24 protein-coding genes are annotated in these 23,179 nt (G+C 69.2%); 13 read left to right on the top strand and 11 right to left on the bottom strand.

Annotated elements, in window-relative coordinates; genetic code table 11:
* Nucleotides 1–14 precede the first annotated feature (14 nt).
* Nucleotides 15–1,523 (bottom strand): cytochrome ubiquinol oxidase subunit I, encoded by a 1,509-nt coding sequence (locus IO33_RS0114090; RefSeq protein ID WP_031164432.1) that lies wholly within the window; start codon nucleotides 1,521–1,523, stop codon nucleotides 15–17.
* A gap of 207 nt (nucleotides 1,524–1,730) precedes the next feature.
* Between IO33_RS0114090 and IO33_RS0114085 the strand changes: the two genes are divergently transcribed.
* A complete protein-coding gene (locus tag IO33_RS0114085) occupies nucleotides 1,731–2,108 on the top strand; it encodes a cyclophilin-like fold protein (RefSeq protein ID WP_031164430.1) in 378 nt (125 codons plus the stop codon).
* Between the two features lie 12 nt (nucleotides 2,109–2,120).
* Here the strand turns inward: IO33_RS0114085 and hisC are convergent, their stop codons facing one another.
* Nucleotides 2,121–3,200 (bottom strand): histidinol-phosphate transaminase, encoded by a 1,080-nt coding sequence (hisC, locus tag IO33_RS0114080; protein WP_031164428.1) that lies wholly within the window; start codon nucleotides 3,198–3,200, stop codon nucleotides 2,121–2,123.
* Nucleotides 3,201–3,629: 429 nt separating this feature from the next.
* Here hisC and IO33_RS0114075 point away from each other — a divergent pair, with 429 nt between their 5' ends.
* The 3 genes from IO33_RS0114075 (at nucleotide 3,630) to IO33_RS0114065 (ending at nucleotide 7,142) form a co-directional block, all read left to right on the top strand.
* Nucleotides 3,630–4,742 carry a LacI family DNA-binding transcriptional regulator gene (locus tag IO33_RS0114075; protein WP_078963612.1) on the top strand — a complete coding sequence of 371 codons (1,113 nt, stop codon included), beginning with the start codon at nucleotides 3,630–3,632 and terminating at the stop codon, nucleotides 4,740–4,742.
* A gap of 281 nt (nucleotides 4,743–5,023) precedes the next feature.
* Entirely contained in the window at nucleotides 5,024–6,103 is a 1,080-nt protein-coding gene (locus IO33_RS0114070) for a metallophosphoesterase (protein ID WP_031164424.1), read from the top strand.
* Nucleotides 6,104–6,281: 178 nt separating this feature from the next.
* On the top strand, nucleotides 6,282–7,142 hold the full coding sequence (locus tag IO33_RS0114065) for a membrane protein (protein ID WP_031164422.1): 861 nt from the start codon (nucleotides 6,282–6,284) through the stop codon (nucleotides 7,140–7,142).
* Between the two features lie 175 nt (nucleotides 7,143–7,317).
* On the opposite strand, the gene thiC is transcribed toward IO33_RS0114065, so the two are convergent.
* Nucleotides 7,318–9,102 (bottom strand): phosphomethylpyrimidine synthase ThiC, encoded by a 1,785-nt coding sequence (gene thiC, locus IO33_RS0114060; protein ID WP_031164420.1) that lies wholly within the window; start codon nucleotides 9,100–9,102, stop codon nucleotides 7,318–7,320.
* A gap of 250 nt (nucleotides 9,103–9,352) precedes the next feature.
* Between thiC and IO33_RS0114050 the strand changes: the two genes are divergently transcribed.
* A complete protein-coding gene (locus IO33_RS0114050) occupies nucleotides 9,353–10,789 on the top strand; it encodes a YibE/F family protein (RefSeq protein WP_037685391.1) in 1,437 nt (478 codons plus the stop codon).
* 145 nt (nucleotides 10,790–10,934) lie between these two features.
* Here IO33_RS0114050 and IO33_RS0114045 read toward each other — a convergent pair whose 3' ends face one another.
* From IO33_RS0114045 to IO33_RS0114030, 4 genes are all read right to left on the bottom strand, one after another.
* Nucleotides 10,935–11,372, bottom strand: coding sequence for an SsgA family sporulation/cell division regulator (locus IO33_RS0114045; RefSeq protein WP_031164416.1), 438 nt, complete (start codon nucleotides 11,370–11,372; stop codon nucleotides 10,935–10,937).
* Nucleotides 11,373–11,472: 100 nt separating this feature from the next.
* Nucleotides 11,473–12,414: an IclR family transcriptional regulator gene (locus IO33_RS0114040; RefSeq protein ID WP_280921794.1), complete on the bottom strand. Its 942-nt coding sequence runs from the start codon at nucleotides 12,412–12,414 to the stop codon at nucleotides 11,473–11,475.
* 220 nt (nucleotides 12,415–12,634) lie between these two features.
* Complete coding sequence (locus tag IO33_RS0114035; RefSeq protein ID WP_031164411.1) at nucleotides 12,635–12,847, bottom strand: DUF5326 family protein; 213 nt, start codon at nucleotides 12,845–12,847, stop codon at nucleotides 12,635–12,637.
* A gap of 150 nt (nucleotides 12,848–12,997) precedes the next feature.
* Nucleotides 12,998–13,315, bottom strand: a complete 318-nt coding sequence (locus IO33_RS0114030; protein ID WP_031164408.1) for a cupin domain-containing protein — start codon at nucleotides 13,313–13,315, stop codon at nucleotides 12,998–13,000.
* Between the two features lie 59 nt (nucleotides 13,316–13,374).
* On the opposite strand from IO33_RS0114030, the gene IO33_RS0114025 reads away from it, so the two are divergent.
* The 5 genes from IO33_RS0114025 (at nucleotide 13,375) to IO33_RS0114005 (ending at nucleotide 17,090) form a co-directional block, all read left to right on the top strand.
* A complete protein-coding gene (locus IO33_RS0114025; RefSeq protein ID WP_031164406.1) occupies nucleotides 13,375–13,752 on the top strand; it encodes a phage holin family protein in 378 nt (125 codons plus the stop codon).
* A 7-nt stretch (nucleotides 13,753–13,759) separates the two neighbouring features.
* On the top strand, nucleotides 13,760–14,251 hold the full coding sequence (locus IO33_RS0114020; RefSeq protein WP_031164404.1) for a low molecular weight protein-tyrosine-phosphatase: 492 nt from the start codon (nucleotides 13,760–13,762) through the stop codon (nucleotides 14,249–14,251).
* A complete protein-coding gene (locus IO33_RS0114015) occupies nucleotides 14,248–15,396 on the top strand; it encodes a cystathionine gamma-lyase (protein ID WP_031164402.1) in 1,149 nt (382 codons plus the stop codon). Before IO33_RS0114020 ends, IO33_RS0114015 begins: the two co-directional genes overlap by 4 nt.
* Before the next feature lie 217 nt (nucleotides 15,397–15,613).
* Nucleotides 15,614–16,519, top strand: a complete 906-nt coding sequence (locus tag IO33_RS0114010; protein WP_031164399.1) for a LysR family transcriptional regulator — start codon at nucleotides 15,614–15,616, stop codon at nucleotides 16,517–16,519.
* An 88-nt stretch (nucleotides 16,520–16,607) separates the two neighbouring features.
* Nucleotides 16,608–17,090 (top strand): NUDIX domain-containing protein, encoded by a 483-nt coding sequence (locus IO33_RS0114005; RefSeq protein WP_031164397.1) that lies wholly within the window; start codon nucleotides 16,608–16,610, stop codon nucleotides 17,088–17,090.
* Nucleotides 17,091–17,118: 28 nt separating this feature from the next.
* Here IO33_RS0114005 and IO33_RS0114000 read toward each other — a convergent pair whose 3' ends face one another.
* Entirely contained in the window at nucleotides 17,119–17,754 is a 636-nt protein-coding gene (locus tag IO33_RS0114000) for an HAD family hydrolase (protein ID WP_031164395.1), read from the bottom strand.
* 151 nt (nucleotides 17,755–17,905) lie between these two features.
* Here IO33_RS0114000 and IO33_RS0113995 point away from each other — a divergent pair, with 151 nt between their 5' ends.
* Entirely contained in the window at nucleotides 17,906–18,772 is an 867-nt protein-coding gene (locus tag IO33_RS0113995; RefSeq protein ID WP_031164393.1) for a GNAT family N-acetyltransferase, read from the top strand.
* A 72-nt stretch (nucleotides 18,773–18,844) separates the two neighbouring features.
* Here the strand turns inward: IO33_RS0113995 and IO33_RS0113990 are convergent, their stop codons facing one another.
* Both IO33_RS0113990 and IO33_RS0113985 read right to left on the bottom strand, forming a co-directional pair.
* On the bottom strand, nucleotides 18,845–19,264 hold the full coding sequence (locus IO33_RS0113990) for a GlcG/HbpS family heme-binding protein (protein WP_031164391.1): 420 nt from the start codon (nucleotides 19,262–19,264) through the stop codon (nucleotides 18,845–18,847).
* Between the two features lie 113 nt (nucleotides 19,265–19,377).
* Complete coding sequence (locus IO33_RS0113985; protein WP_031164389.1) at nucleotides 19,378–20,586, bottom strand: MFS transporter; 1,209 nt, start codon at nucleotides 20,584–20,586, stop codon at nucleotides 19,378–19,380.
* Nucleotides 20,587–20,730: 144 nt separating this feature from the next.
* Between IO33_RS0113985 and IO33_RS0113980 the strand changes: the two genes are divergently transcribed.
* Nucleotides 20,731–21,189 (top strand): MarR family winged helix-turn-helix transcriptional regulator, encoded by a 459-nt coding sequence (locus IO33_RS0113980; RefSeq protein ID WP_031164388.1) that lies wholly within the window; start codon nucleotides 20,731–20,733, stop codon nucleotides 21,187–21,189.
* A 9-nt stretch (nucleotides 21,190–21,198) separates the two neighbouring features.
* Nucleotides 21,199–21,651: a GNAT family N-acetyltransferase gene (locus tag IO33_RS0113975; protein WP_031164387.1), complete on the top strand. Its 453-nt coding sequence runs from the start codon at nucleotides 21,199–21,201 to the stop codon at nucleotides 21,649–21,651.
* A 62-nt stretch (nucleotides 21,652–21,713) separates the two neighbouring features.
* On the opposite strand, the gene IO33_RS0113970 is transcribed toward IO33_RS0113975, so the two are convergent.
* Nucleotides 21,714–23,099, bottom strand: coding sequence for a serine hydrolase domain-containing protein (locus IO33_RS0113970; protein ID WP_031164386.1), 1,386 nt, complete (start codon nucleotides 23,097–23,099; stop codon nucleotides 21,714–21,716).
* Between the last annotated feature and the right edge of the window lie 80 nt (nucleotides 23,100–23,179).

The raw sequence follows: 23,179 nt of genomic DNA, 5'->3' as shown, positions 1-23,179 counted from the left end.
ACGGTTCCCTCCGCCTAGTACGAGAAGGCCATCGGCTTGTCGGCGTCACGGGTGTCGCCGCCGATCTTCGTGGGCGGGTTGAGGTCGGCCTCGGTCAGCTCGGGCGGGCCGGCCTTGACGTACTTCGCGAGCAGTTTGACCTCGACCACGGCGAGGATCGCGTACAGCGTCGTGAAGACGATCATCGAGGTGAGGACCTCGCCCTGGGAGACACCGGGGGAGACCGCGTGCCGGGTCTGCAGGACGCCGTAGACGACCCACGGTTGGCGGCCCATCTCGGTGAAGATCCAGCCCCAGGAGTTGGCGATCAGCGGGAAGGCCAGGGTCCAGGTCGCGATGCGCCAGTACCAGGGCGTCAGTTTCGGGCTGAGTGCCTGGTTCTTGAACAGCACCAGATGCGGCACCTCGTCCTCGCCGACCCGCAGATGCTGCGGCAGCATGAACTTCTTGCGGGTCAGCCACAGCCCGGCCAGGCCGATGGCGAAGGACGCCATGCCGAAGCCGATCATCCAGCGGAAGCCCCAGAAGGCGACCGGGATGTTGGGCCGGTAGTCGCCGGGGCCGAACTTTTGCTGCTCGGCCTTGTTGACGTCGTTGATGCCGGGGACGTACGAGGTGAAGTCGTCGTTGGCGAGGAAGGACAGCAGGCCCGGGATCTCGATCGCGACGGTGTTGTGGCTCTTCTCCACATCGCCGTAGGCGAAGATCGAGAACGGCGCCGGCTTCTGACCGTCCCACAGCGCCTCAGCAGCCGCCATCTTCATCGGCTGCTGCTTGAACATGACCTTGCCGAGGGTGTCCCCGCTGATCGCGGTGAGCAGACCGGCGATGACCACCGTGATCAGGCCCAGCCGCAGCGAGGTCTTCATCTCACGGATGTGCTTCTTGCGGGCCAGGTGGTAGGCGGCGATACCCACCATGAAGGCGCCACCGGTCAGGAAGGCCGCGGACAGGGTGTGGAAGGCCTGGCTGAGTGCGGTGTTCTGGGTCAGTACGGCCCAGAAGTCGGTCAGCTCGGCGCGCCCCTTCACCTTGTCGATCTTGTAGCCGACCGGGTGCTGCATCCAGGAGTTGGCGGCGAGGATGAAGTACGCCGACAGGATCGTGCCGATCGAGACCATCCATATGCAGGCCAGATGGATCTTCTTGGGGAGCTTGTCCCAGCCGAAGATCCACAGGCCGATGAAGGTGGACTCGAAGAAGAACGCGATCAGCGCCTCGAAGGCGAGCGGCGCTCCGAAGATGTCCCCGACGAAGCGCGAGTAGTCGGACCAGTTCATGCCGAACTGGAACTCCTGCACGATGCCGGTGACCACGCCCATGGCGATGTTGATCAGGAAGAGCTTGCCCCAGAACTTCGTCGCCCTGAGGTACTTCTCCTTCTCCGTGCGCACCCAGGCCGTCTGCAGCCCGGCCGTGAGGGCGGCCAGGGAGATGGTCAGCGGGACGAACAGGAAGTGGTAGACGGTGGTGATGCCGAACTGCCAGCGCGCCAGTGTCTCCGGCGCCAGAGCCAGGTCCACGTCGTCACTCTCCTTACTACGCCGTGGTAAGCGGCGGTTTGCCCTGCTTGTCGCGCACATACAGGGCAATCGGGACGCGCTTGTGAACGCGTTCACATTCACAAGCCATTATGACGCACTGATTTTCGGCAACCGACGGGGGGTCCCCCCTTCGCCTTCACGTCAAGCCCTTGGCAGCGACTTCAACATCTTGTTGAATTGCGCGCCATGCAGATACGTATTTCATGGCCCGCAGGGAACGTCACCGCGAGCCTCGACGTAGACTCGCCCACCGCACAGGCCCTCGCCAAGGCACTGCCGCTCACCTCCAGCGCCTGCACATGGGGCGAGGAGGTCTATTTCGACACAGGAATCTCTGTTTCACGTGAAACGGACGCCCGGCAGGTCGTGGAGCCGGGAACCGTGGCCTTCTGGACCGACGGCGACGCGCTCGCCCTCCCGTACGGGCCCACGCCGATCTCGCGAGGCGACGAGTGCCGCCTCGCGAGCCCGTGCAATGTCCTCGGCAGCCTGGACGGGGACGCCGGCGTTCTGGCGACCGTACGAGACGGCGACCCCGTCCGTGTGGAACTGATCAACGACTGAGCCGGCGCCGGCCTACAGCTCCTTGCGGAACCCTTCCGCCGCCTTCAGGAAGATGTCGTTCGCCTCGGTCTCTCCGATCGTCACCCGCACACCCTCGCCGGGGAACGGCCGGATGACCACACCGTGCTGCTCACAAGCCTGCGCGAACGCGACCGTACGCTCCCCCAGCCGCAGCCAGACGAAGTTCGCCTGCGTCTCCGGCACCGTCCAGCCCTGGGCACGCAGCCCGTCGACCACGCGCGTGCGCTCGCACACCAGCGAGCCGACCCGGCCGAGCAACTCGTCCTCGGCCCGCAGCGAGGCGATCGCCGCCTCCTGTGCGAGCTGGCTGACACCGAAGGGCACCGCCGTCTTGCGCAGTGCCGCTGCCACCGGCTCATGGGCGATCGCGAAACCGACGCGCAGCCCGGCGAGCCCATAGGCCTTGGAGAAGGTGCGCAGCACACAGACGTTGGGACGGTTCCGGTACAGCTCGACCCCGTCAGGCACCTCGGGGTCCCGGATGAACTCGCGGTAGGCCTCGTCCAGCACCACCAGGACATCGCTGGGCACCCGGTCGAGGAACCGCTCCAGCTCGGCCCGCCGCACCACCGTGCCGGTCGGATTGTTGGGGTTGCAGACGAAGATCAGACGCGTCCGGTCGGTGATGGCGTCCGCCATCGCGTCCAGGTCGTGCACCTCGTCGGGCGTGAGCGGCACCCGCACCGATCGGGCACCGCTGATCTGCGTGATGATCGGGTACGCCTCGAAGGAGCGCCAGGCGTAGATCACCTCGTCGCCGGGACCACTGGTGGCCTGGATGAGTTGCTGGGCGACGCCCACCGAACCGGTGCCGGTGGCCAGGTGGGAGAGCGGGACACCGAACCGGTCCGACAGCTCGTCCATCAGCCCCGTGCACGCCATGTCCGGATAGCGGTTGAAGTTGCAGGCGGCCGCCGTCACGCTCTCCATCACACCCGGCAGCGGCGGATAGGGGTTCTCGTTGGAGGACAGCTTGTAGGCGACCTGCCCGCCGGCCGCGGCGGGCTTGCCCGGCTTGTAGGTGGGAATCCCCTCCAGCTCGGCGCGCAGCTTGGGGCTCGTCTCGCTCACCGCAGTCCTCCTCGCGATCACCAGCGGACCGTCGACGCCGCCGGCTTCCAATACTCCTCACCTTATGAGGATTCGGCCTCGGTGCGTACAGGTGCGGGCCGCCAATACGCGAACCACATCCGCCCCGCGGCCCTCACCGGCATCACCGTACGAAGGCGTACGTTCCAGGGGGCGCGCCATACATATATCTATGCGCCGGTGGCTCGCGCCGTGGCGCGCATCCCCCGTGCAGGTGAGTTGAGACCTCTTCGAGACATCGGGCACTTGGCAGGCCCATGCGCGTCAACAAGTCACGTCCTACCGCTGTATCGTTTAACTACCTTTGCTTTCAAGGTAGTTGAGTACTGTCGACCATGCAGAAACGTGCCTGTCAACGCGTGCATATGCGTCCGCACTACCCCACCGTATGAGCCCTACTATCGGCTCGCCATGACAGCAGCAGGGAAGCACCAGGTGAGCCGCGCGGAAACCTCACGTCGAGGCAGTCGGCCGGGCCGGGCGGGCATCAGAGACGTGGCCGCCGCCGCCGGCGTCTCCATCACGACCGTGTCCGACGCCCTCAACGGCAAGGGGCGGCTCCCGGATGCCACCCGGCGCCATGTCCGCGAGGTCGCAGACCGGCTGGGATACCGGCCCTCGGCCGCCGCCCGCACCCTCCGTACCGGCAAGTCGGGTCTGATCGGCCTGACCGTGACGACGTACGGGGATGAACCTTTCACCTTCACCGAGTTCGCGTACTTCGCCGAGATGGCCCGGGCCGCCACCTCGGCCGCGCTCGCCCGCGGCTACGCCCTCGTCATCCTGCCCGCGACCTCCCGCCACGACGTGTGGTCCAACGTCGCTCTGGACGGCACGGTCGTCATCGACCCCTCCGACCAGGATCCGGTGGTCAGCGAGCTGGTCCGGCAGGGCCTGCCCGTCGTCTCCGACGGGCGCCCGGCCGGATCGCTCCCGGTCACGGCCTGGGTGGACAACGACCACGAGGCCGCCGTCCTCGGCATCCTCGACCACCTCGCCGACGCCGGCGCCCGCCGCATCGGCCTGCTCACCGGCACGACGACGGACACGTACACCCACCTGTCGACCACCGCGTACCTGCACTGGTGCGAGCGCGTCGGCCAGGACCCGGTCTACGAGGCCTACCCGGCCCACGACCCGTGCGCGGGTGCCGTCGCCGCCGACCGGCTGCTCGCCCGCCCCGACCGGCCCGACGCGGTCTACGGACTGTTCGACCCCAACGGCACGGACCTGCTGGCCGCCGCCCGCCGCTACGGGCTCCGCGTCCCCGACGACCTGCTCCTCGTGTGCTGCAGCGAGTCCATGGGGTACGCCGGCACCGAGCCGCCCATCACCACACTCTCCCTGAAACCCCGCCGCATCGGCACCGCGGTGGTCCAGCTCCTCATCGACGCCATCGAGGGCGTGGACTCCAACCAGCCGGTCGAGCAGGTCATACCGACCGAGCTGATCGTGCGCACCTCCTCCCAGCGGCGCCCACCGCGCACGACGGTCAGCCCGCCGCGGTCACCGGACGGCAAATAACCCCGGAAAGCGGGGTGCTCACCCCGCACAAACCTCAGCCGGTGGAGGGGGCAGGACGGCTCGGCGACCGGCGAGCCGCGGGTTCGGTCGGCGCGGAGTCGGCCGAACACCTGCCCAAACGGGGCGAAAGCCGCAGTGAACTGGAGTCTTGTTCCGATTCACCACCCCTGGGTCATCACACGGCGCGACGCGCATTCCTATGATGGGCCCACGACACCGTGGACCGCTGCGACCAGGCAGTCCGAAGCGGTGCAGATGCGGCGCGATGGTGGAGGGGTCTGATGACTCAGGGGGCCGGTCAGGGACCCGAAGTGGAGCGGACGGCGACGCTGCGCGACTTCCGGGTGCCGGCGTACGTCCACGAGACCGGTCCGTACGTCCGCACCGCCCATCCGGGCGACACCGTGCCCCCCGCCGACGAGGCGTACCCCGACGGCTACACGCCCACGCAGCGCGACCTTCCCGTCATCAAGCGGTCGGAGACGCTCCAGGTCCCCGTCGAGCCGGCACCCGCGGCCCCCGCACCACAGTCCGCGACCGGGCCCGGACCGCTGTTCGTCGTCGGAGACGTCCACGGGTACCTCGACGAACTGGTGACCGCCCTGCAGGAGCAGGGACTGATCGACGCCTCGGGCCAGTGGTGCGCCGGCACCGCCCGGCTGTGGTTCCTCGGCGACTTCACCGACCGCGGGCCCGACGGCATCGGCGTCATCGACCTCGTGATGCGGCTGTCCGCCGAGGCCGCGGCGGCCGGCGGCTACTGCAAGGCGCTCATGGGCAACCACGAGCTGCTGCTGCTCGGCGCCAAGCGGTTCGGCGACACGCCCGTCAACTCGGGCGCGGGCACCGCCACCTTCCAGGCGGCCTGGCTGCTCAACGGTGGCCAGAAGACCGACATGGACCGCCTCCAGGACCACCATCTGCAGTGGATGGCCCGCCTCGACGCCGTCGAGGAGGTCGACGGCTATCTGCTCGTCCACTCGGACACCACCGCCTACCTCGACTACGGCGACTCCATCGAGGCGGTCAACGACACCGTCCGCGAGACCCTCACCCGTAATGACGCGGACGAGTGCTGGGACCTGTTCCGCAAGTTCACCAAGCGCTTCTCCTTCCGCGACGAGGGGGGCGCCGACGCCGTGCGCTCCCTCCTCGATACGTACGGCGGCACCCGCATCGTTCACGGCCACAGTCCGATTCCCTACCTCCTCGGCGAGGTCGGCTCCGAGGACGACGACGAGGGCACCGGCCCGGCAGTGGAGGGACCGCACGTCTACGCCGACGGGCTCGCCATCGCGATGGACGGCGGCGTGACCATGGCCGGAAAGCTACTGGTCCGGCAACTCCCCCTGACTACCTGACCCTTCCACGGGCAGGCGTGACCCGGCGGAGTACGCGCCCGAAGGGCAATTTCTGGCAACCCCCTGTCACCGTGCGCCGTCACGGCTCTACCATCGGCTTATCCGTAGCAGGCTCCCCTCCGTTTCTGCCCGACGGCTCGCCGGCGTGCGAGCCCCAAGCCCTACGGAGCATCGGGGGATGCACATGAACAGCGTTCCGCAGCACCTGCAGAGCGAGGACCGCCAGGAATTCGAGCGGCTCCTCGATGAGGCGCTGCGTTCCGCACCACACCGCCCGGAACTGGCCGCAGTCGGCCAGCGCCTCAATCCCGAACAACTGCGCACCATGGCACTCAACGCCAGCGCCCTGATCACGGCCGCCGCCACGGCCGAATACCAGCACTACGTGAAGGTCCGCCAGGAACTGCGCCACCCGGCGATGTCCCCGGTGGCCACCGGGGACTCCGCTCCGCTGGACCCCGGTTCGGCCACGACGGGGCTCGTCACCGCCTTCGGTGAGACCGCCGAGAGCACCGGTGCGGGTGCCGTCGCGGTCATCGCCGTACTGGCTCCCGTCCTTTCCGGAACCGCCGCTGCGATCTTCCTCCTCGTCGGCTACATCCTGAAGACGCTCAGCCCCGGGCAGGCCTTCGGCCAGACCATGCTCACCGCGGGCTGGGTGTTCGGCGCGGTGACCGCGGCCGCGATCCTCGTCGCCGCCGTCGGACTGCTCCTCACCGCCCTGCGCAACGGCAGCTCGCCACAGGCCCAGGCACTGGACGCGGCGCACCGGGAGCTGGACAGGGCCAGAGAGGCCTGGCGGGACGCCCTGCTGGAGCGCGGCATCGTGCCGTTCCTGCGCGAGGCGCTCGCCGAGCCGGGCCATACGGCACTGCAGCGCACGACGCCGCCCGCCCCGAGCGGCCGTATGCCCCGCCTGGGGTACGACCGCCCCGGCTTCAGCAGCCCCGACGACGGCACCGAGTCCGGCCGCCGGAGCTTCAGCAGCCCGGACTACACGAGCCCGGACTTCGGCGGCCCCGAGCACCAGCCCGACTGACCCCCACCCGCACCCGAAGCACCCGGCTCGCGGTCCCGGACCACAGGGGCCGACCGGGCGGACCGAGCGGCCAACCGGCGTGGCGTCACCACCCCGGTCAGCCGCGTCCCCGCCGTCTCTCGACCGCACCGGCCGCCCCAGGCGGCGTACCGGCGCGGCGAGTCGCGCTCTCGTCTCAGTCGGCGATCGGCAGGTACACCCGGTTGCCGCTGGCCGCGAACTCCTTCGACTTCTGGGCCATGCCCTCCTCGACCTCGGCCCGACTGCCGCCGTGTTCCCGGCGGATGTCCTGCGAGATCTTCATGCTGCAGAACTTCGGCCCGCACATGGAGCAGAAGTGGGCCGTCTTGGCGGGCTCGGCGGGCAGGGTCTCGTCGTGGAACTCCCGTGCCGTGTCCGGATCCAGAGCGAGGTTGAACTGGTCCTCCCACCGGAACTCGAAGCGGGCGTCGGACAGCGCGTCGTCCCACTCCTGGGCGCCCGGGTGCCCCTTGGCGAGATCGGCCGCGTGCGCGGCGATCTTGTAGGTGATGACGCCGGTCTTCACGTCGTCCCGGTTGGGCAGGCCGAGGTGCTCCTTGGGCGTGACGTAGCAGAGCATCGCCGTGCCCCACCAGGCGATCATCGCGGCACCGATGCCGGAGGTGATGTGGTCGTACGCCGGCGCGATGTCCGTGGTCAGCGGGCCGAGCGTATAGAACGGGGCTTCATCACAGATCTCCTGCTGAAGGTCGATGTTCTCCTTGATCTTGTGCATCGGGACATGTCCCGGGCCCTCGATCATGGTCTGAACATGGAAACGCTTGGCGATCTGGTTGAGTTCCCCAAGAGTTCGCAATTCCGCGAACTGTGCCTCGTCGTTGGCGTCCGCGATCGAACCCGGCCTGAGACCGTCGCCCAGCGAGTACGTGACGTCGTAGGCGGCGAGGATCTCGCACAGTTCCTCGAAGTTCTCGTACAGGAACGACTCCTTGTGGTGCGCCAGGCACCACGCCGCCATGATGGAGCCGCCGCGCGAGACGATTCCGGTCTTGCGGTTGGCGGTGAGCGGGACGTACGGCAGGCGCACGCCCGCGTGGACGGTCATGTAGTCCACGCCCTGCTCGGCCTGCTCGATGACGGTGTCCTTGTAGATCTCCCAGGTCAGTTCCTCGGCCTTGCCGTCGACCTTCTCCAGGGCCTGGTAGAGCGGCACCGTACCGATGGGGACGGGGGAGTTGCGCAGCACCCACTCGCGCGTCGTGTGGATGTTGCGGCCGGTGGAGAGGTCCATGACCGTGTCGGCGCCCCAGCGGGTCGCCCAGGTCATCTTCTCCACCTCCTCCTCGATGGAGGAGGTCACCGCCGAGTTGCCGATGTTGGCGTTGACCTTCACCAGGAAACGCTTGCCGATGATCATCGGCTCGATCTCCGGGTGGTTGACGTTGGCCGGCAGCACCGCCCGGCCCGCCGCGATCTCCTCACGGACCACTTCGGGGGAAACGTTCTCCCGGACGGCCACGTACTCCATCTCGGGCGTGATCTCACCGCGGCGCGCGTAGGCGAGCTGCGTCACCGGCTGCCCGTCCCGTCCGCGGCGCGGCTGGCGGGGGCGGCCGGGGAAGACCGCATCCAGGTTGCGCAGCCCGCCGCGCGGCGAGGTGTGCTTGATCCCGTCGTCCTCGGGACGGACGGGACGGCCCGCGTACTCCTCGGTGTCGCCGCGGGCGATGATCCAGTTCTCCCGCAACGGCGGCAGGCCCCTGCGGACATCGGTATCGACGAGTGGATCGGTGTACGGGCCCGACGTGTCGTACAGCGTGACCGACTGCCCGTTGGTGAGGTGCACCTGGCGGACCGGCACGCGCAGGTCAGGGCGCGAACCCTCGACGTACGCCTTGTGCCAGCCGATGGACTTCCCGGCCTCCGGGGACGTGTCGTCCTGAACAGAGGCAGGCGTGCGTGCGTCCTTGTTGGTCATGAGACCTACTCCCTACGCCGGCATTACCCGGTAACAGGTTCGGCGGTCGACGCAGCGGTTTCCGTCTGCCGGCGTTTCCCGGGGAACATCGCCTGTTCCACGTGAAACATCGCCTGTACGGAGATCAGCGCCCTCTCAGCCCGGTGCTCCGAGCTCCCGCGTGTGCAAAGGTGCCTCCACGCTAGCGTCATATGTGGCGCGGTGAACAGTGGGCCCCCACCGTTCTTGCGATGATCGGGCGGTGACCAGGATGGAGCAGTACCCGTATCAGCCCCACGAGCCTCGCCATCAAGAGGGCTCTGGCCAGGGCTCCGAGCGGGAATCCGGCGCGGACGACGGCCATGACCACGGCCGCGGTCACCGTCGCGCGCACGGCCACAGCCAGAGCCACAGCCACAGCCACAGCCACAGCCACGGTCCCGCTGCTCCCGTCTCCCGGCACCTGCGCAAGGTCATCGCCGCGATCCTGGTTCCGTTCACCGCGGCGGTCGTCGTGGGCCTGGTGGTGCTCTGGCCCGGAGGAGCCCCGCCCCACAAGCGCACCGGTGTCGGTTTCGACCGGGAGACCCAACAAGCCACGGTCAGCAGGGTCGTCGAGGTGAGCTGCACGTCGGTGAACGCCTCCGGTGGCACGTCGGCCGGCAACGCCTCCACCGCCGAGGGCACGTCGGCGCAACAAGGGGCGAAGGGAACCTGCAAGAAGGCGACCGTGCGGGTCGACACCGGCAAGGACACGGGTCGCACCTTCACCGAGATCGTGCAACCGGACCAGACGCGGCAGCTGCACCAGGGCGAGAAGGTCGTGGTCGCCTACGAGCCCTCGGCACCGAAGGACCTGCAGTACTCGGTCGCCGACGTGAACCGGCAGTTCCCCATGGCGCTGCTCGCGGGGATCTTCGCGCTCGCCGTGGTGGTGGTCGGCAGGCTGCGCGGTGTCATGGCGCTCGTCGCACTGGCCGTGAGCTTCCTCGTGCTGACCCTGTTCATCCTGCCCGCGATCCTCCAGGGTTCGAACCCGCTGCTCGTGGCAGTGGTCGGATCGAGCGCCATCATGCTGATCGCCCTGTACATGTGCCACGGCCTGTCGGCGCGGACGTCAGTGGCGGTGCTCGGCACACTGATCTCCCTGTCGCTGATCGGTGCGCTCGGCTCCCTCTTCATCGGCTGGGCCGCCCTGACCGGCAACACGGACGACAACACCGGCCTGATCCACGGCCTGTATCCGTCGATCGACATGAGCGGTCTGCTGCTGGCCGGTGTCATCATCGGCTCGCTCGGTGTCCTCGACGATGTGACCGTGACGCAGACGTCGGCCGTCTGGGAGCTGCACGAGGCCAATCCGTCGATGGGCTGGCGCGGACTGTACCGGGCCGGGATCCGAATCGGCCGCGACCACATCGCCTCCGTGGTCAACACCCTCGTCCTCGCCTATGCCGGTGCCGCACTGCCGTTGCTGCTGCTGTTCTCCATCGCACAGAGCAGCGTCGGGACCGTGGCCAACAGCGAGTTGGTGGCCGAGGAGATCGTGCGCACGCTGGTGGGCTCGATCGGCCTCGTCGCCTCGGTACCGGTCACCACCGCCCTCGCCGCCCTGGTGGTCTCGGCCGACCGCACCGGCCCGGACGTCCCCGCAGGGACACAGCCCGTCCCGGCACGCGGCGGCCGAGGCCGGCGCCGGAAGCGGTGAGCCCGGCCGGAGCGGGCACCGTAGGCGGCGAACCGGCCGGACTTCGTCTCAGGCCATCGGCCGCCCCCCATGCAGAAGCGTTCCTGCATGGGTTCACGCGGTCGAGCGGCGCGGTGGATCGCCCGGCGCCCCGTGCCGTAACGCTTCAGCCCGCGCTCTGCTCCTCGGCCAGGATGCGGTCCAGGGCCTCGTCCAGATGGGCGTCGAACTCGGCCAGGGCACCCTCCTGCCCCAGGGGCACGAGCTTGTCCGTACGGTCCAGGAAGGCCACGAGCGGAGGCGTGGAGGAACGGAACAGGGCCTGGTCACAGCCGACCTGAAGCCGGATCAGCACCTCGCCCAGCACCTCCGCGTTGACGGGGGCGATGTGCACATCCCCCTCGCCGCACGGCCGGCCCACGCCGTCGATCAGCAGTTCGCGTCCGAACGCCCATGTCACCGGAGCATCACCGGGCAGATGAAAGGTGAGCCGCACGGCATAGGGATCGCAGGTCTCGTAGCGCAACTCCACCGGGATGCGGAAGGAGAGTTCCTCCGACACGAGAAAGCTCATCATGACCTCTGCCTGTACGGACTCGCGCATCGCCTATCCCGTCATATGACATCGACTGGCCGGGTTTGATCCCCTGTAACCGTGGTCAAATCTTGCTGAACGTACACGAGAGATCACAAGGAGTAAGTTTTCAGATACTGATAGAGAGGGTGAGTGTCCCCAGGTGCCGCCCGATCTCCGCCTGCAGCCGCCGGGCCGCGGGCAACAGCCGGTCGGCCTGATCGGCCGGCAACGACATCGCCATCGTGGCCACGGTCGTGCCGACCGTGATCGGGACCGCCGCGCAGACCGTCCCGAGCGCGTACTCCTGACGCTCCACCACCGGCTCCATACGCGGCATCCGCGCCAGCCGCCGCAACAGGGCATCGTTGTCATGCACGGTGTACGGCGTGAGGGACTGCACGGGATAGCGGGCGAGATGGTCACGGCGGGCGTCCTCGTCCAGCTGGGAGAGCAGACACTGCCCGATGGCGTGCGCATGGCCGGTCTCGCGGAAGTCCGCCCACTCCTCGACCGCCGGCGCCCCGGGCGAGTCGGAGACGCACATGACGTCGATCTCGCCGTCCCGGTACATCGCGTAGTACACCGGCACGCCGATGGAATCGCGCCAGTGCGCGAGCGTGTCGGCCACCGCGCTGCGACGTTTCTGCTGCGCTCCGCTGCTGCCCAGCCGCTCAGCCGCCTCCCCGAGGAAGAACAGCCCTTTCTCACGGCGCAGATAGCCCTCGTGCACCAGGGTGCGCAGCAGGTGGTACGTCGTCGGGAGGGCGAGGCCGGTCTCGCGGGCGAGTTGTTTGGCGGGGGCGCCGTAGGCGTGTGTGGCGACGGTCTCCAGCAGGCGCATGGCGCGCTGGACGGAGCCGATGAGCGTCGCGGCGGCCGGTGGGCCGGAGGCGTCGGCGCAGCGGGGCGGGCCGGCGGCACCGGTGCGATGCGGCGGGCCCGGGGCGTCGGCGGGGTGCGGTTGTTCGGGGACCCCGACGGCCGGCGGCCGCTGGGCGGGGGGTACGCAGCTGTGCGGTGGGGTGGGGGGTGCGTGCGGTTCTGCCGGTGCGGTGTCAACCGTGGCCAAGGGGTCACTCCCGGAGCGCGAGGCGCAGCCCGTGCGGAGGTGGAGCACGGAGGGGATCTGCGCCGCCCGCGGGGCAGGTCCCCGCGGGAGTTCCGGACTTTAACCGTCCGCCACCGCGGACAGACGGTCTCCCGGGCAAACTTCCCTCCCCCGAGGGAAACCGGTGAGCGCCTTGCCGGGAACCGGTGATCCCGTGCGCGGTCACCAGTTCCCGCGTCCGTCACCAGTCGCTGCGGGACGAGGAGCTCGACATGAACTTGCGCACGATGTAGATGAGTCCGCCGACCAGGGCCACGAAGACCAGGGCCTTGAAGAGCAGGCCGATCACGAACCCGACCACGGTCGCTATCAGACCGCCGAACACGACCAGGGCGATGATCGGCACCGCGACCCACTTCACCCACCACGGCAGTCCCGCGAAGATCTCTCGCATCGCCCTCGTCCTTTGCATCTCGTACGTCTGTGGTCTTGGTACAGCGTTGTCGTTCTGCACTCGATGCTAGGGCCGGCCAGGGGTCGCGCGGGGGCGTGGCGTCCCTTGTCCTCCCCTGACCCGTCCCCTAGGGAACCCCGAGATCCCGGCTCACGCCTCGGGTGGAGAGAAGACGACGAGAACCCTCAGGTCCTCGCTGATGTGGTGGAACTTGTGGGCGACCCCGGCCGGCACGTACACCACGCTGCCGCGCGCCACCTCGGTCGTCTCCAGCCCGACCGTGATCGACGCCCGGCCGCTCACGACGAAGTACACCTCGTCCTGGCTGTGCGGCTTCTGCGGGTCGTGCTCGCCCGCGTTGAGGGCGTACAGGCCGACGGACATGTTCCGCTCCCGCAGGAACTGAAGGTAGGCCCCCTCGTTGGCGGCGCGCTCCGCCTCCAGTTCGTCCAGCCGGAATGCCTTCATCGCCGCTGTCGCCCTCGCCTCACTGCTCGGATCCGATCTGGTCTGCCACGATCAGACACATGAAGAATTTTGTAGTCAAGACAATCGCGAACGCGGGCGCCCTCGCCGTCGCCGTGTGGCTGCTGGACAAGATCACTCTCACCGGTCACAGCACGGCGGCGAAGGCCGGCACACTGATCGTCGTCGCACTGATCTTCGGCCTGGTGAACTGGCTGGTCAAGCCGGTCGTGAAGGTGCTCACCTTCCCGTTGTTCATCCTGACCCTGGGCCTGATCACCCTGGTGGTCAACGCGTTGATGCTGCTGTTGACCTCCTGGGTGTGCGGCAAGCTCGACCTGAGCTTCCACGTGGAAGGGTTCTGGACGGCCGTGCTCGGCGGCCTGATCATCTCGGTCGTCTCCTGGGCCCTGCACATGATCCTCCCCGACGAGGACTGAGCGAGCCATGACCTACCGCGTCTGCTTCGTGTGCACCGGCAACATCTGCCGCTCCCCGATGGCCGCCTCCGTCTTCCGCGCGCGCGTGGCGGAGTCCGGCCTCGAAGACCGGGTGGAGGTCGACAGCGCCGGCACCGGCGGCTGGCACGAGGGCGAGCCGGCCGACCCGCGGACCGTCTCGGTCCTGGAGGAGCACGGCTACGACAGCGACCACATAGCCCGCCAGTTCCAGCCGTCCTGGTTCTCGCGCCTCGATCTCGTGATCGCCCTGGACGCCGGTCATCTCAAGTCCCTGCGCCGGCTCGCGCCCACCGAGGAGGACGCGCGCAAGGTCCGCCTTCTGCGCTCGTACGACGCCGCCGCGGGGGACGATCTCGACGTGCCGGATCCGTACTACGGACGCCGGGACGGCTTCGAGGAGTGTCTTGAGATGGTGGAGACGGCGAGTACCGGTCTGCTCGCCGTCGTACACGAGCAGCTGGAAGGACGGGCCGCATGAGCGACACCACCGAGGACCAGGGTCGCGCCGGCGACGGCACGCGCGCGGTGCGCGCCGGCCTGCCCGAGCCGGTCAGGCACGAGCCGACCCTGCCCGGACCGGTGTTCGCCGCACACTTCCACCTGCCCGGCGAGGTGACGGGCCCCTACGCGTACGGCCGTGACGACAACCCGACCTGGACGCTGCTGGAGCGAGCCGTCGGCGAGCTGGAGGCACCTGGCCGGGACGACGTGGAGACGCTGGTCTTCGCCTCCGGCATGGCCGCGATCTCCTCCGTGCTGTTCTCCCAGCTGCGCGCCGGGGACGCGGTCGTGCTGCCCTCCGACGGCTACCAGGTGCTGCCGTTGGTCCGCGCCCAGCTGGAGGCGTACGGCATCGAGGTGCGCACCGCCCCCACCGGCGGCGACGCCCAGCTGGAGGTCCTCGACGGAGCCCGGCTGCTGTGGATCGAGTCCCCGTCGAACCCGGGTCTCGACGTGTGCGACATCCGGCGGCTGGTGGAGGCGGCCCACGCGCAGGGCACCCTGGTGGCCGTCGACAACACCCTCGCCACCCCGCTCGGGCAGCGCCCGCTGGAGCTGGGCGCCGACTTCTCCGTGGCCAGCGGCACCAAGCAGCTCACCGGCCACGGCGACGTGCTGCTGGGCTACGTCGCCGGCCGCGACGCCGCGGCGATGGCCGCCGTACGGCGCTGGCGCAAGATCGTCGGGGCGATCTCCGGCCCCATGGAGGCCTGGCTCGCGCACCGGTCCATCGCCACGCTCCAGTTGCGCGTCGACCGGCAGAACGCCACCGCCCGCGCGGTCGCCGAGGCCCTCAGGCAGCGGCCCGAGGTGGCGGACCTGCGCTATCCCGGACTGCCGGACGACCCCTCCCACAAGATCGCCTCACAGCAGATGCGCCGCTACGGCTGCGTGGTCTCCTTCACCCTGCCCACACGCACGCGTGCCGAGCGTTTCCTGGAGGCCCTGCGCCTGGTGGAGGACGCGACGAGCTTCGGCGGCGTGCGCTCCACGGCCGAGCGCCGCCGCCGCTGGGGCGGGGACGCGGTCCCGGAGGGCTTCATCCGCATGTCCGTGGGCGCCGAGGACCCCGAGGACCTGATCGCCGACGTGTTGCGCGCCCTGGACGAGTCCGCCGAGTAGGCCCGCCCCCGTCCGCCCCCTGATGCTGTTGGGCGGTCCGAGCCTCCCCCCTCGTGGCTCGGACCGCCATCGGTTCTGCGCGCGAAGAACCGCGCGAACAAGGCTAGTTGACTCTGTGTCAGTGTCCAATCACGCTAGCGACAGAGACCTATCGACTTATTTATAGTTGGGACCTGCCTGGGGGCCGGAGGAAGGCAGGGATAGGGGAGGGCACACCATGGACCTGGCCTTGCTGCGCACCTTCGTCACCGTGCACCGGGCCGGTTCCTTCACCCGCGCCGCCGCTCTGCTCGGCCTCTCCCAGCCCGCCGTCACCTCACAGATCCGCACGCTGGAGCGACAGCTCGGCAGGCCCCTTTTCCTCCGCCAGGCGCGCGGGGTGACCCCGACGACCATCGGCGACGAACTCGCACACAAGGCCGCACCCCATCTCGATGCCCTGGTGGAGATAGCGGAGAGAGGCCTGGACGACGAGTCCTCGCTCAGAACCCTGCACCTCGCCGGCCCACCCGAGTTCACCGCCGAACGCGCCCTGCCGGCCCTGACGGAGTTGACCGGCGAGGACGGCCAGGGATTCGCACTCCGCGCCTCCTTCGGCACGGCGGAGGAAACGCTGGAGGGACTGGCCTCCGGTCACCATGATCTCGCCATCAGCACGGCTCGACCCCGTGGTGCTCTGCTCACCGCGACTCCGCTCTGCGACGAGGAACACGTGCTGGTCGCCGCTCCCCGCTGGGTCGAGCGGATCGATACGGAGGCGCTGCGCCTGAAGGGGGCGCCCGCGCTGGAGAACCTGCCCGTCGTCGAGATCCACGAGTCGCTGCCGTTCGTCTCGCGCTACTGGGCCTCCGTCTTCGACTCCCGCCCCGCCGCCTCGGGCACGGTCATCGTCCCGGACCTCCGGGCCGTGCTCGCCTGTGCGGTCGCGGGTGCCGGACTCGCCGTGCTGCCCCGCTATCTGTGCGACTCGGCCCTCAACGACGGAACGATCGCCGCCCTGCACGACCCCGTCGTGCCGCCGCTGCGCACCTACTTCCTGGTGGTGCGGACCGGAACCCTCGCCATGCCCCACGTGGCGCGGGCACACGAGTGGCTTCTGCGGGCGGCTACGGCCTGGTGTTGAGGCCCTCCGACCCCGCGTCCACACAAAGCGGTCGTACGGTGACGCTTTGCGATGTTTCACGTGGAACCAGCCGGGCCACATTTCTCCCATGACCGTCCGACCCGTGGTCAAGCGCACCGCCCGTGCTGTCCTGCTGGACGGTGACGACCTGATCTTGATCAAGCGCACCAAGCCCGGTGTCGATCCCTACTGGGTTACTCCCGGTGGCGGGGTCGAGCCCGGAGATCCGACCGTCGTGGACGCCCTGCACCGGGAAGTTTCCGAGGAACTAGGCGCCAAGATCACCGATGTGGTTCCGTGCTTCGTGGACACCGTGGAACACATCGGCGAGGACGGCGGCGCGACCGGCGTAAAGGTGCAGCACTTCTTCGTCTGCCGACTGGAGTCCATGGACCCAGCCCTGCGGCACGGCCCCGAAGTGGAGGAACCAGCCGGCGAGTACGAGATCGTCCGTATCCCCTTCACCCGTGTCGGCATCGCCTCCGTCCACCTGGTCCCGCTGTCGCTACGCCACTATCTGGACGGCAACATCGAGGGCGTACGCGCCATGCACGCTCCCGACCTCGGTTGAGGCCCTCAGTCTCCCTGCGGGAAGCCCGTCACCCACCAGACAGGGCGACCATCTCGTAGGCGTCCCACAGATCCCGTCCCGCATAGGAGTGGGTCGCAAGCCCGGTCAGGTGGGCGTCCGCATTGACCGCCACGGAAACCGGTACGGCAGCGAACAGATCCTTGTCGGACAATGAGTCGCCGTACGCCACGCAGTCCGCCCGTGCGACTCCGAACTCCACGCAGAGCCGGTCCGCGATGGTCACTTTGGCCGCAGCACTGAGCACCCCGGACGGATCGACGGGCTCGGTGAACGGCACGGCCGGGAACCGGGACCCATGCGCCGCATGGGCGCCCCAGTCGAGAAGGCGTTCCACGAAGAAGGACGGCGAGAGCGACACCACCGCGCAGTATTCGCCCGCGTTTCTGATCTCCGCCCAGACCTCGCGGATGCGGGCCAGCCAAGGAGCCGCGTCGAATGCGGCGCTGACATGCGCCTCGGTCAGATCGGCCCACAGGTCGTACACCTGTGCCGCGTACTCCGGCGGACCGATCCGTCCCTCCGCGATCGCCCGATCCAGTGCCACGGTCTCCGCTTCCAGCCCCAACTGACGGGAAATCTCCACCGGTGCCGTGCTTCCGTGCAGCAACGTGCCGTCAAGATCGAAGAGATGAAGTCTCGCCATGGCCTGGAGGCTAACCGGCCGCCCGGTGTTTCACGTGAAACGCGTCCTGCTGTCCACCGTCTGTGCATATGGCCACGGCATGGCCAAAAGCACGTGTGTCTCCGCCGAAACAGGTGGACGCCGGGGGCACCGGTCGGACAGCCTGACCTGCGTGTCGACTCCTTCCCTCGCCGCTCTGCCCATCCGTCGTCTGATGCATCGCGATCTCACCGCCTGCGCTGACTTGTCCGAAGACCGGGGGTGGCCACGCGAGGAACACAAGTGGGGGTTCCTCCTCGCGGCCGGAAAGGGTTACGGCATCGACGACCCCCAGGGTGGTCTCGTCGCCGCGTGCGTCATCACGGAGTACGGCCCGTGGGGGAGCCCGGATCTCGGCGCCATCGGCATGGTCCTGGTGGCCGAACGCCATGCCCGTCAGGGCGTCGGACGCCGCTTGATGCGCCATGTCGTGTCGATCATGGGGACTACCCCGCTCACCCTGCACGCCACACCCAACGGGCGTCCCCTGTACGAGGAACTGGGCTTCAAGGTGACGGGCCGGGCGGAGATGCTGAGGGGCCGATTCACTCCCGGCGGGGCGGAAACCGGCGTGCTCACCCGCGCGGCCACCGCCGAGGACCTCCCCGCCATCCTGCGTCTCGACGAAGAGGTGTTCGGCGCCGACCGCACTCCCCTGATCACCCGGCTTCCCGCCTTCGCCGACCAGCTGCGGGTAGCCGAGGAGAGCGGCCGGATCATCGGCTACACGGCCGCGTGGCCCAACATGGACACCCATGTCGTCGGTCCCCTGGTGGCCCGGGACACGGCGACCGCCCAGACCCTCATCACCTCGCTGGCGGCCCACACCGACCGTCCGCTGCGCACCGACATCGATGTACGTCATGAGGAGCTGCTGACCTGGGCGAAGGCGCGGGGGCTCGCTTCCGTGGCCTTCAACGCGGTCATGACGTACGGCATCACGGACCTCCCGGGAGACTGGACCCGCCGGTTCGCTCCCCTGACCGTGGCCGCCGGCTGAGCCGTCCCACGACGAACGCCGGCCCTCCGCGTGGTGCGGCGGGCCGGCGTCGTCCGTCCGGGGGTGGCGTGCTCAGGCGAGCGCCCGCACAGCCGCCGTGGCGAAGGCGTGATCCTGCTGCGGCGCACCGCCGCCGACACCGATCGCGCCGATCAGCCGGCCGTCCCGATGGACGGGCAGGCCGCCCGCGATGAACAGCAGGGGCCGGTCGAGGGCCGTGGGCAGCGTGTGGAACGGGCCGCCGGGCTGGACGGCATCGACCAGGTCGGCGGTCGGGGCGTTGAGCTGGAGCGCGGTGTAGGCCTTGCGGTTGCTGGTCTCACCGGAGATCAGCACGGCCCGGTCGTCGCGACGGAAGGCGAGCGGATGGCCGCCGGCGTCCAGGACGGTGACGCTGACGGTGACTCCGGCGTCCTCGGCCGCGTGGCGTGCCGTGGCGACGAGCAGTTCGGCGTCCTCGATGGACAGCGGGGCGACGGCAGTGGTGCTCATGAGGTTCTCTCCTCGGGTGTTGCTGAGATGGAATGCCTGCCACACCTGGGGACTCCCCCGGGTGCGGCAGCCTGGGAACCACAGGTGATGAGGCACCCTGTGGTTCCAGGGGCTCAGTGGTGGACCGGCGTCTGCCGCGCAGCGGGCGTGCCGGAGGCGACCACAGGGCTGCGGGCGCCGTCGCGCCGCTCCAGCGCCGCCGAGAGGACGGCGAGGACCAGGGCGCCCGCTGCGAGGGCGGCACCGACCCAGTTGGGGGACGTGTAGCCGAAGCCGGCCGCGATCACGGTGCCACCGAGCCAGGCGGACAGCGCGTTGCCCAGGTTGAAGGCACCGATGTTCACGGCCGACGCGAGCGTCGGGGCACCGTGCGCCTGGTCGAGTACGCGCTTCTGCAGCGGCGGTACGGTCGCGAAGCCCAGGGCGCCGATCAGGAAGATCGTCACGGCCGCCGCGATCTTGTTGTGGGCGGTGGCCGTGAAGAGGGCCAGAACGAGGGCCAGCGCGCCGAGGGAGACATACAGCATCGGCATCAGGGCGCGGTCGGCGAACTTGCCGCCGATGAGGTTGCCGCCGACCATGCCGAGGCCGAACAGAACCAGCAGCCAGGTGACCGAGCCCTCGGCGAAGCCGGCGGTGTGGGTCATCATCGGCGCGATGTAGGTGATGGCCGCGAAGACGCCGCCGAAGCCGAGGACGGTCATCGCCATGGCGAGCAGGACCTGGGCATTCTTGAAGGCGGCCAGCTCGTGTCGCAGGTGCACCCCCTCGGACCGCGGCATCTCGGGCACCAGCTTGGCCACGCCGACAAGACCGATGACGCCGAGGGCGGCGACGAGGCCGAAGGTGACGCGCCAGCCGACGTGCTGACCGATGAGCGTGCCCAGCGGGACGCCGACGACATTCGCGACGGTCAGACCGGTGAACATCATCGCGATGGCGCCTGCCTTCTTGTGGGGCGCCACCAGCTCGGCCGCGACGACCGAGCCGATACCGAAGAAGGCGCCGTGCGCGAGCGAGGCGACCACCCGTCCGATCAGCATGACGGCGAAGGCAGGGGCCACCGCGGAAAGCAGGTTCCCGGCGATGAAGAGGCCCATCAGCAGCATCAGCATGCGCTTGCGCGGGACCTTGGTGCCGAGCACGGTCATCACCGGGGCTCCAATGACCACGCCGAGCGCGTAGCCCGTCACCAGCAGACCCGCGGTGGGGATGGAGACTCCGAAGTCGCCCGCGACCTGCGGCAGCAAGCCCATGATCACGAACTCGGTCGTTCCGATTCCGAAGGCCCCGATCGCGAGGGCCAGAAGCGCGAGAGGCATGGAGGGGTACACCTTCCCAGAAGATTGCAGGAGCGCTTTGCGTGCGTCCACAATAGTTGCAGACGCGGGATACTTGCAAGCGCGCACTATTGCGCGCTTGCTCTACCCTTGAGGCAGCCGCTCCGGGACGGAGGAAAACACACAATGACAGCGACGGACCCCGCGCTCACCGCCCTCGCACAGGGCTGGTGCGCCCTCTCTGCGCTGCACGGAAGGATCGAGGCGCACATCGAGCGCGCGCTGCAGGCGAAGCACGACCTGAGCGTGCGCGAGTACTCCCTGCTCGATGTGCTGAGCCGCCAGCACGACGGCGAGGGCGGCCATCTCCAGATGAAGCAGGTCGCCGACGCGGTCGTCCTCAGCCAGAGCGCCACCACGCGCCTGGTGACCCGGCTGGAGGACCGTGGCCTGCTGGAGCGCTACCTCTGCCCCACCGACCGGCGCGGTATCTACACCAACGTCACGGAAGCGGGCCTGCGCCTGCTGGAGGAGGCGCGGCCGACCAACGACGCCGCCCTGCGTGAAGCCCTGGACGAGGCCTCCAGGAACACCGAACTGGCCCCGCTCGTACGGGTCGTGGAGTCACTGAACGTACCGGCATAGGGTGCGCGCATGGGAGATCTTGAAATGCGGCGTGCGACGGTCGAGGACCTTCCGGCGATCGTCGCGATGCTCGCCGACGATCCACTGGGCGCCCAACGCGAGTCGCCCGATGACATGTCCCTCTACCGGGCCGCGCTGGAACGTCTGGACGCCGATCCGAACCAGCATCTCGTCGTCGCCGTCCGCGAAGACCGTGTGATCGGAACCCTTCAGCTCACGGTCATCCCGGGGCTCTCCCACAGGGGGGCGACCCGCGCTCTCATCGAGGCCGTACGCATCCACGCCGATGAACGGGGCAGCGGGCTCGGCAGCCTGCTGATCGAGTGGGCGATCGATATCTCTCGGCAGCTCGACTGCCGGATGGTGCAGCTGACGTCCGACAAGTCGCGCACCGACGCCCACCGCTTCTACGAACGGCTCGGCTTCAGCGCCACGCACGAGGGCTTCAAGCTGCGGCTCTGACGGTCACCGACCACAAGGGCGGGGGCGTGTTTCACGTGAAACACGCCCCCCGTGTTCAAGGCCTAGAGGACGCCGCGCCAGCCTTCCGGGTCCACTCCGCCGGGGATCGGCGCCTCAGGGTCGTACGGCTGCCGCGTGAACACGAACGAGCCGAGGTCGAGGTGACTCACGGCCCCGTCCGGGCGTCGTACCGGCCGCAGCAGTTCACCGGCGAAGTAGCCTTCCAGGCCCGTCCAGGTGCCGTCACCGTTCGAGCGGAAGCGAGCGCGCCGGCCGCTGCCGGTCAGCGGGCCGAGCGCGAGAAGGCCGTCGGCGGTCACTCGCAGGCCGAAGGGCTGGGTTCCCCAGTACCACTGCCCCGCCAGCTCCAGTACCGCCGGGTCGGCCTCGCGCAGCGGCCGCCAGGGTTCCGGGATCCGCGGCTCCGCTTCGGCGACGATCCTCACGAGGTCGGCGCTCACCGCTCCGAGCAGTGGTCCACTCGTACAGTTGGCGAGCACCACGGCCGCCACATCGTCCTCCACGCTGATGACGAGGTTCGCCAGGAAGCCCGGCAGCGAACCGGAGTGCCCGACGAGGAGCCGGCCGTCACGGCGCTGGATCTGCAGACCGAGGCCGTAGGTGGCTCCGTCCAGCACGTCCGCCGCCTCGGCGGGCGCCGCCGGCGTACGCATCTCCCGCACCGAATCCGCGCCCAGTACCCGGTCGTCCCCCACGGCCAGAAACGTGGCGAACCGCGCCAGATCCCCGGTGGTCGACCACAGCTGACCGGCCGGCGCCATCCTGCCCAGGTCCTCCAGCGGCTCGGGAAGCATCGCGTCCGCCCACGGATGCACGGCCCACCCGCCGGCGTGCGGGGCCTCAGGCTGCGTGCTCGTGCGGTGCAGACCGAGCGGCGCGAGGATCTCGCTGCGCAGCGCCTCCTCCCAGGAAACCCCGCGCAGCCGCTCCACCAGCGCGCCGAGCACCGTATAGCCGGGGTTGGAGTAGTGGTGCCGTCGCCCGACGGGGTGCAGGAAGGGGTGCTCTCCGAGGACGTCACTCAGCTCCGGGCGAAGGGTGCCAGGGGTCCGCTCCCACCAGGGCCCGGGGGACTCGGCCGCCAGACCCGCGGTGTGCGCGAGCAGCTCGGCGATCGTGGCCTCGCCCGCGCCCGTACCCGGCAGATGCTTCTCCAGGGGATCTCCGAGGTCGAGCAGGCCCTCGTCGCGCAGCCGCATCACCAGGACGGCCGTGAAGGTCTTGGTGATGGACCCGATCCGGTACTGCACGTTCTGGTCCGGACCGTGGCCGTCGACCGAGGTCCGTGCCCCGTGCCACACGGCCCGACCGCCCCGTACGACGGCCGCGACCAGCGACGGCGACCGCCCTTCGGCCTGTGCGACCGCGATCCGGTGCAGCAGGGCCCGGCGAGTCGTAGGGAGCAGATCTTGCTGAGGTGTCGTCATGGGCCCAGTCCACCGGGTCGCGCAGCGGCCGTCGAGTTCATTTCGCGGAACGGCGTCCGAGGGAGGGCGACAGGCAGGCT

Source organism: Streptomyces durhamensis (assembly GCF_000725475.1).
Classification (GTDB): Bacteria; Actinomycetota; Actinomycetes; order Streptomycetales; family Streptomycetaceae; genus Streptomyces; species Streptomyces filipinensis.
This window is presented reverse-complemented; position numbering and strand designations above follow the sequence as displayed.

Bases quoted from the DNA above. Each gene is read 5' to 3' on its own strand.
- IO33_RS0114065 (WP_031164422.1), top strand. From the start codon at position 6,282: ATGCACATGAACAGCGTTCCGCAGCACCTGCAGAGCGAGGACCGCCAG.
- IO33_RS0114070 (WP_031164424.1), top strand. From the start codon at position 5,024: ATGACTCAGGGGGCCGGTCAGGGACCCGAAGTGGAGCGGACGGCGACG.
- IO33_RS0113975 (WP_031164387.1), top strand. From the start codon at position 21,199: ATGGGAGATCTTGAAATGCGGCGTGCGACGGTCGAGGACCTTCCGGCG.
- IO33_RS0113970 (WP_031164386.1), bottom strand. From the start codon at position 23,099: ATGACGACACCTCAGCAAGATCTGCTCCCTACGACTCGCCGGGCCCTG.
- IO33_RS0114035 (WP_031164411.1), bottom strand. From the start codon at position 12,847: ATGCGAGAGATCTTCGCGGGACTGCCGTGGTGGGTGAAGTGGGTCGCG.
- IO33_RS0114075 (WP_078963612.1), top strand. From the start codon at position 3,630: ATGACAGCAGCAGGGAAGCACCAGGTGAGCCGCGCGGAAACCTCACGT.
- IO33_RS0114010 (WP_031164399.1), top strand. From the start codon at position 15,614: ATGGACCTGGCCTTGCTGCGCACCTTCGTCACCGTGCACCGGGCCGGT.
- IO33_RS0113980 (WP_031164388.1), top strand. From the start codon at position 20,731: ATGACAGCGACGGACCCCGCGCTCACCGCCCTCGCACAGGGCTGGTGC.
- IO33_RS0113990 (WP_031164391.1), bottom strand. From the start codon at position 19,264: ATGAGCACCACTGCCGTCGCCCCGCTGTCCATCGAGGACGCCGAACTG.
- IO33_RS0114050 (WP_037685391.1), top strand. From the start codon at position 9,353: ATGGAGCAGTACCCGTATCAGCCCCACGAGCCTCGCCATCAAGAGGGC.
- IO33_RS0114015 (WP_031164402.1), top strand. From the start codon at position 14,248: ATGAGCGACACCACCGAGGACCAGGGTCGCGCCGGCGACGGCACGCGC.
- IO33_RS0114085 (WP_031164430.1), top strand. From the start codon at position 1,731: ATGCAGATACGTATTTCATGGCCCGCAGGGAACGTCACCGCGAGCCTC.
- IO33_RS0113985 (WP_031164389.1), bottom strand. From the start codon at position 20,586: ATGCCTCTCGCGCTTCTGGCCCTCGCGATCGGGGCCTTCGGAATCGGA.
- thiC (WP_031164420.1), bottom strand. From the start codon at position 9,102: ATGACCAACAAGGACGCACGCACGCCTGCCTCTGTTCAGGACGACACG.
- IO33_RS0114030 (WP_031164408.1), bottom strand. From the start codon at position 13,315: ATGAAGGCATTCCGGCTGGACGAACTGGAGGCGGAGCGCGCCGCCAAC.
- IO33_RS0114005 (WP_031164397.1), top strand. From the start codon at position 16,608: ATGACCGTCCGACCCGTGGTCAAGCGCACCGCCCGTGCTGTCCTGCTG.
- IO33_RS0114025 (WP_031164406.1), top strand. From the start codon at position 13,375: ATGAAGAATTTTGTAGTCAAGACAATCGCGAACGCGGGCGCCCTCGCC.
- IO33_RS0114000 (WP_031164395.1), bottom strand. From the start codon at position 17,754: ATGGCGAGACTTCATCTCTTCGATCTTGACGGCACGTTGCTGCACGGA.
- IO33_RS0114020 (WP_031164404.1), top strand. From the start codon at position 13,760: ATGACCTACCGCGTCTGCTTCGTGTGCACCGGCAACATCTGCCGCTCC.
- IO33_RS0114045 (WP_031164416.1), bottom strand. From the start codon at position 11,372: ATGCGCGAGTCCGTACAGGCAGAGGTCATGATGAGCTTTCTCGTGTCG.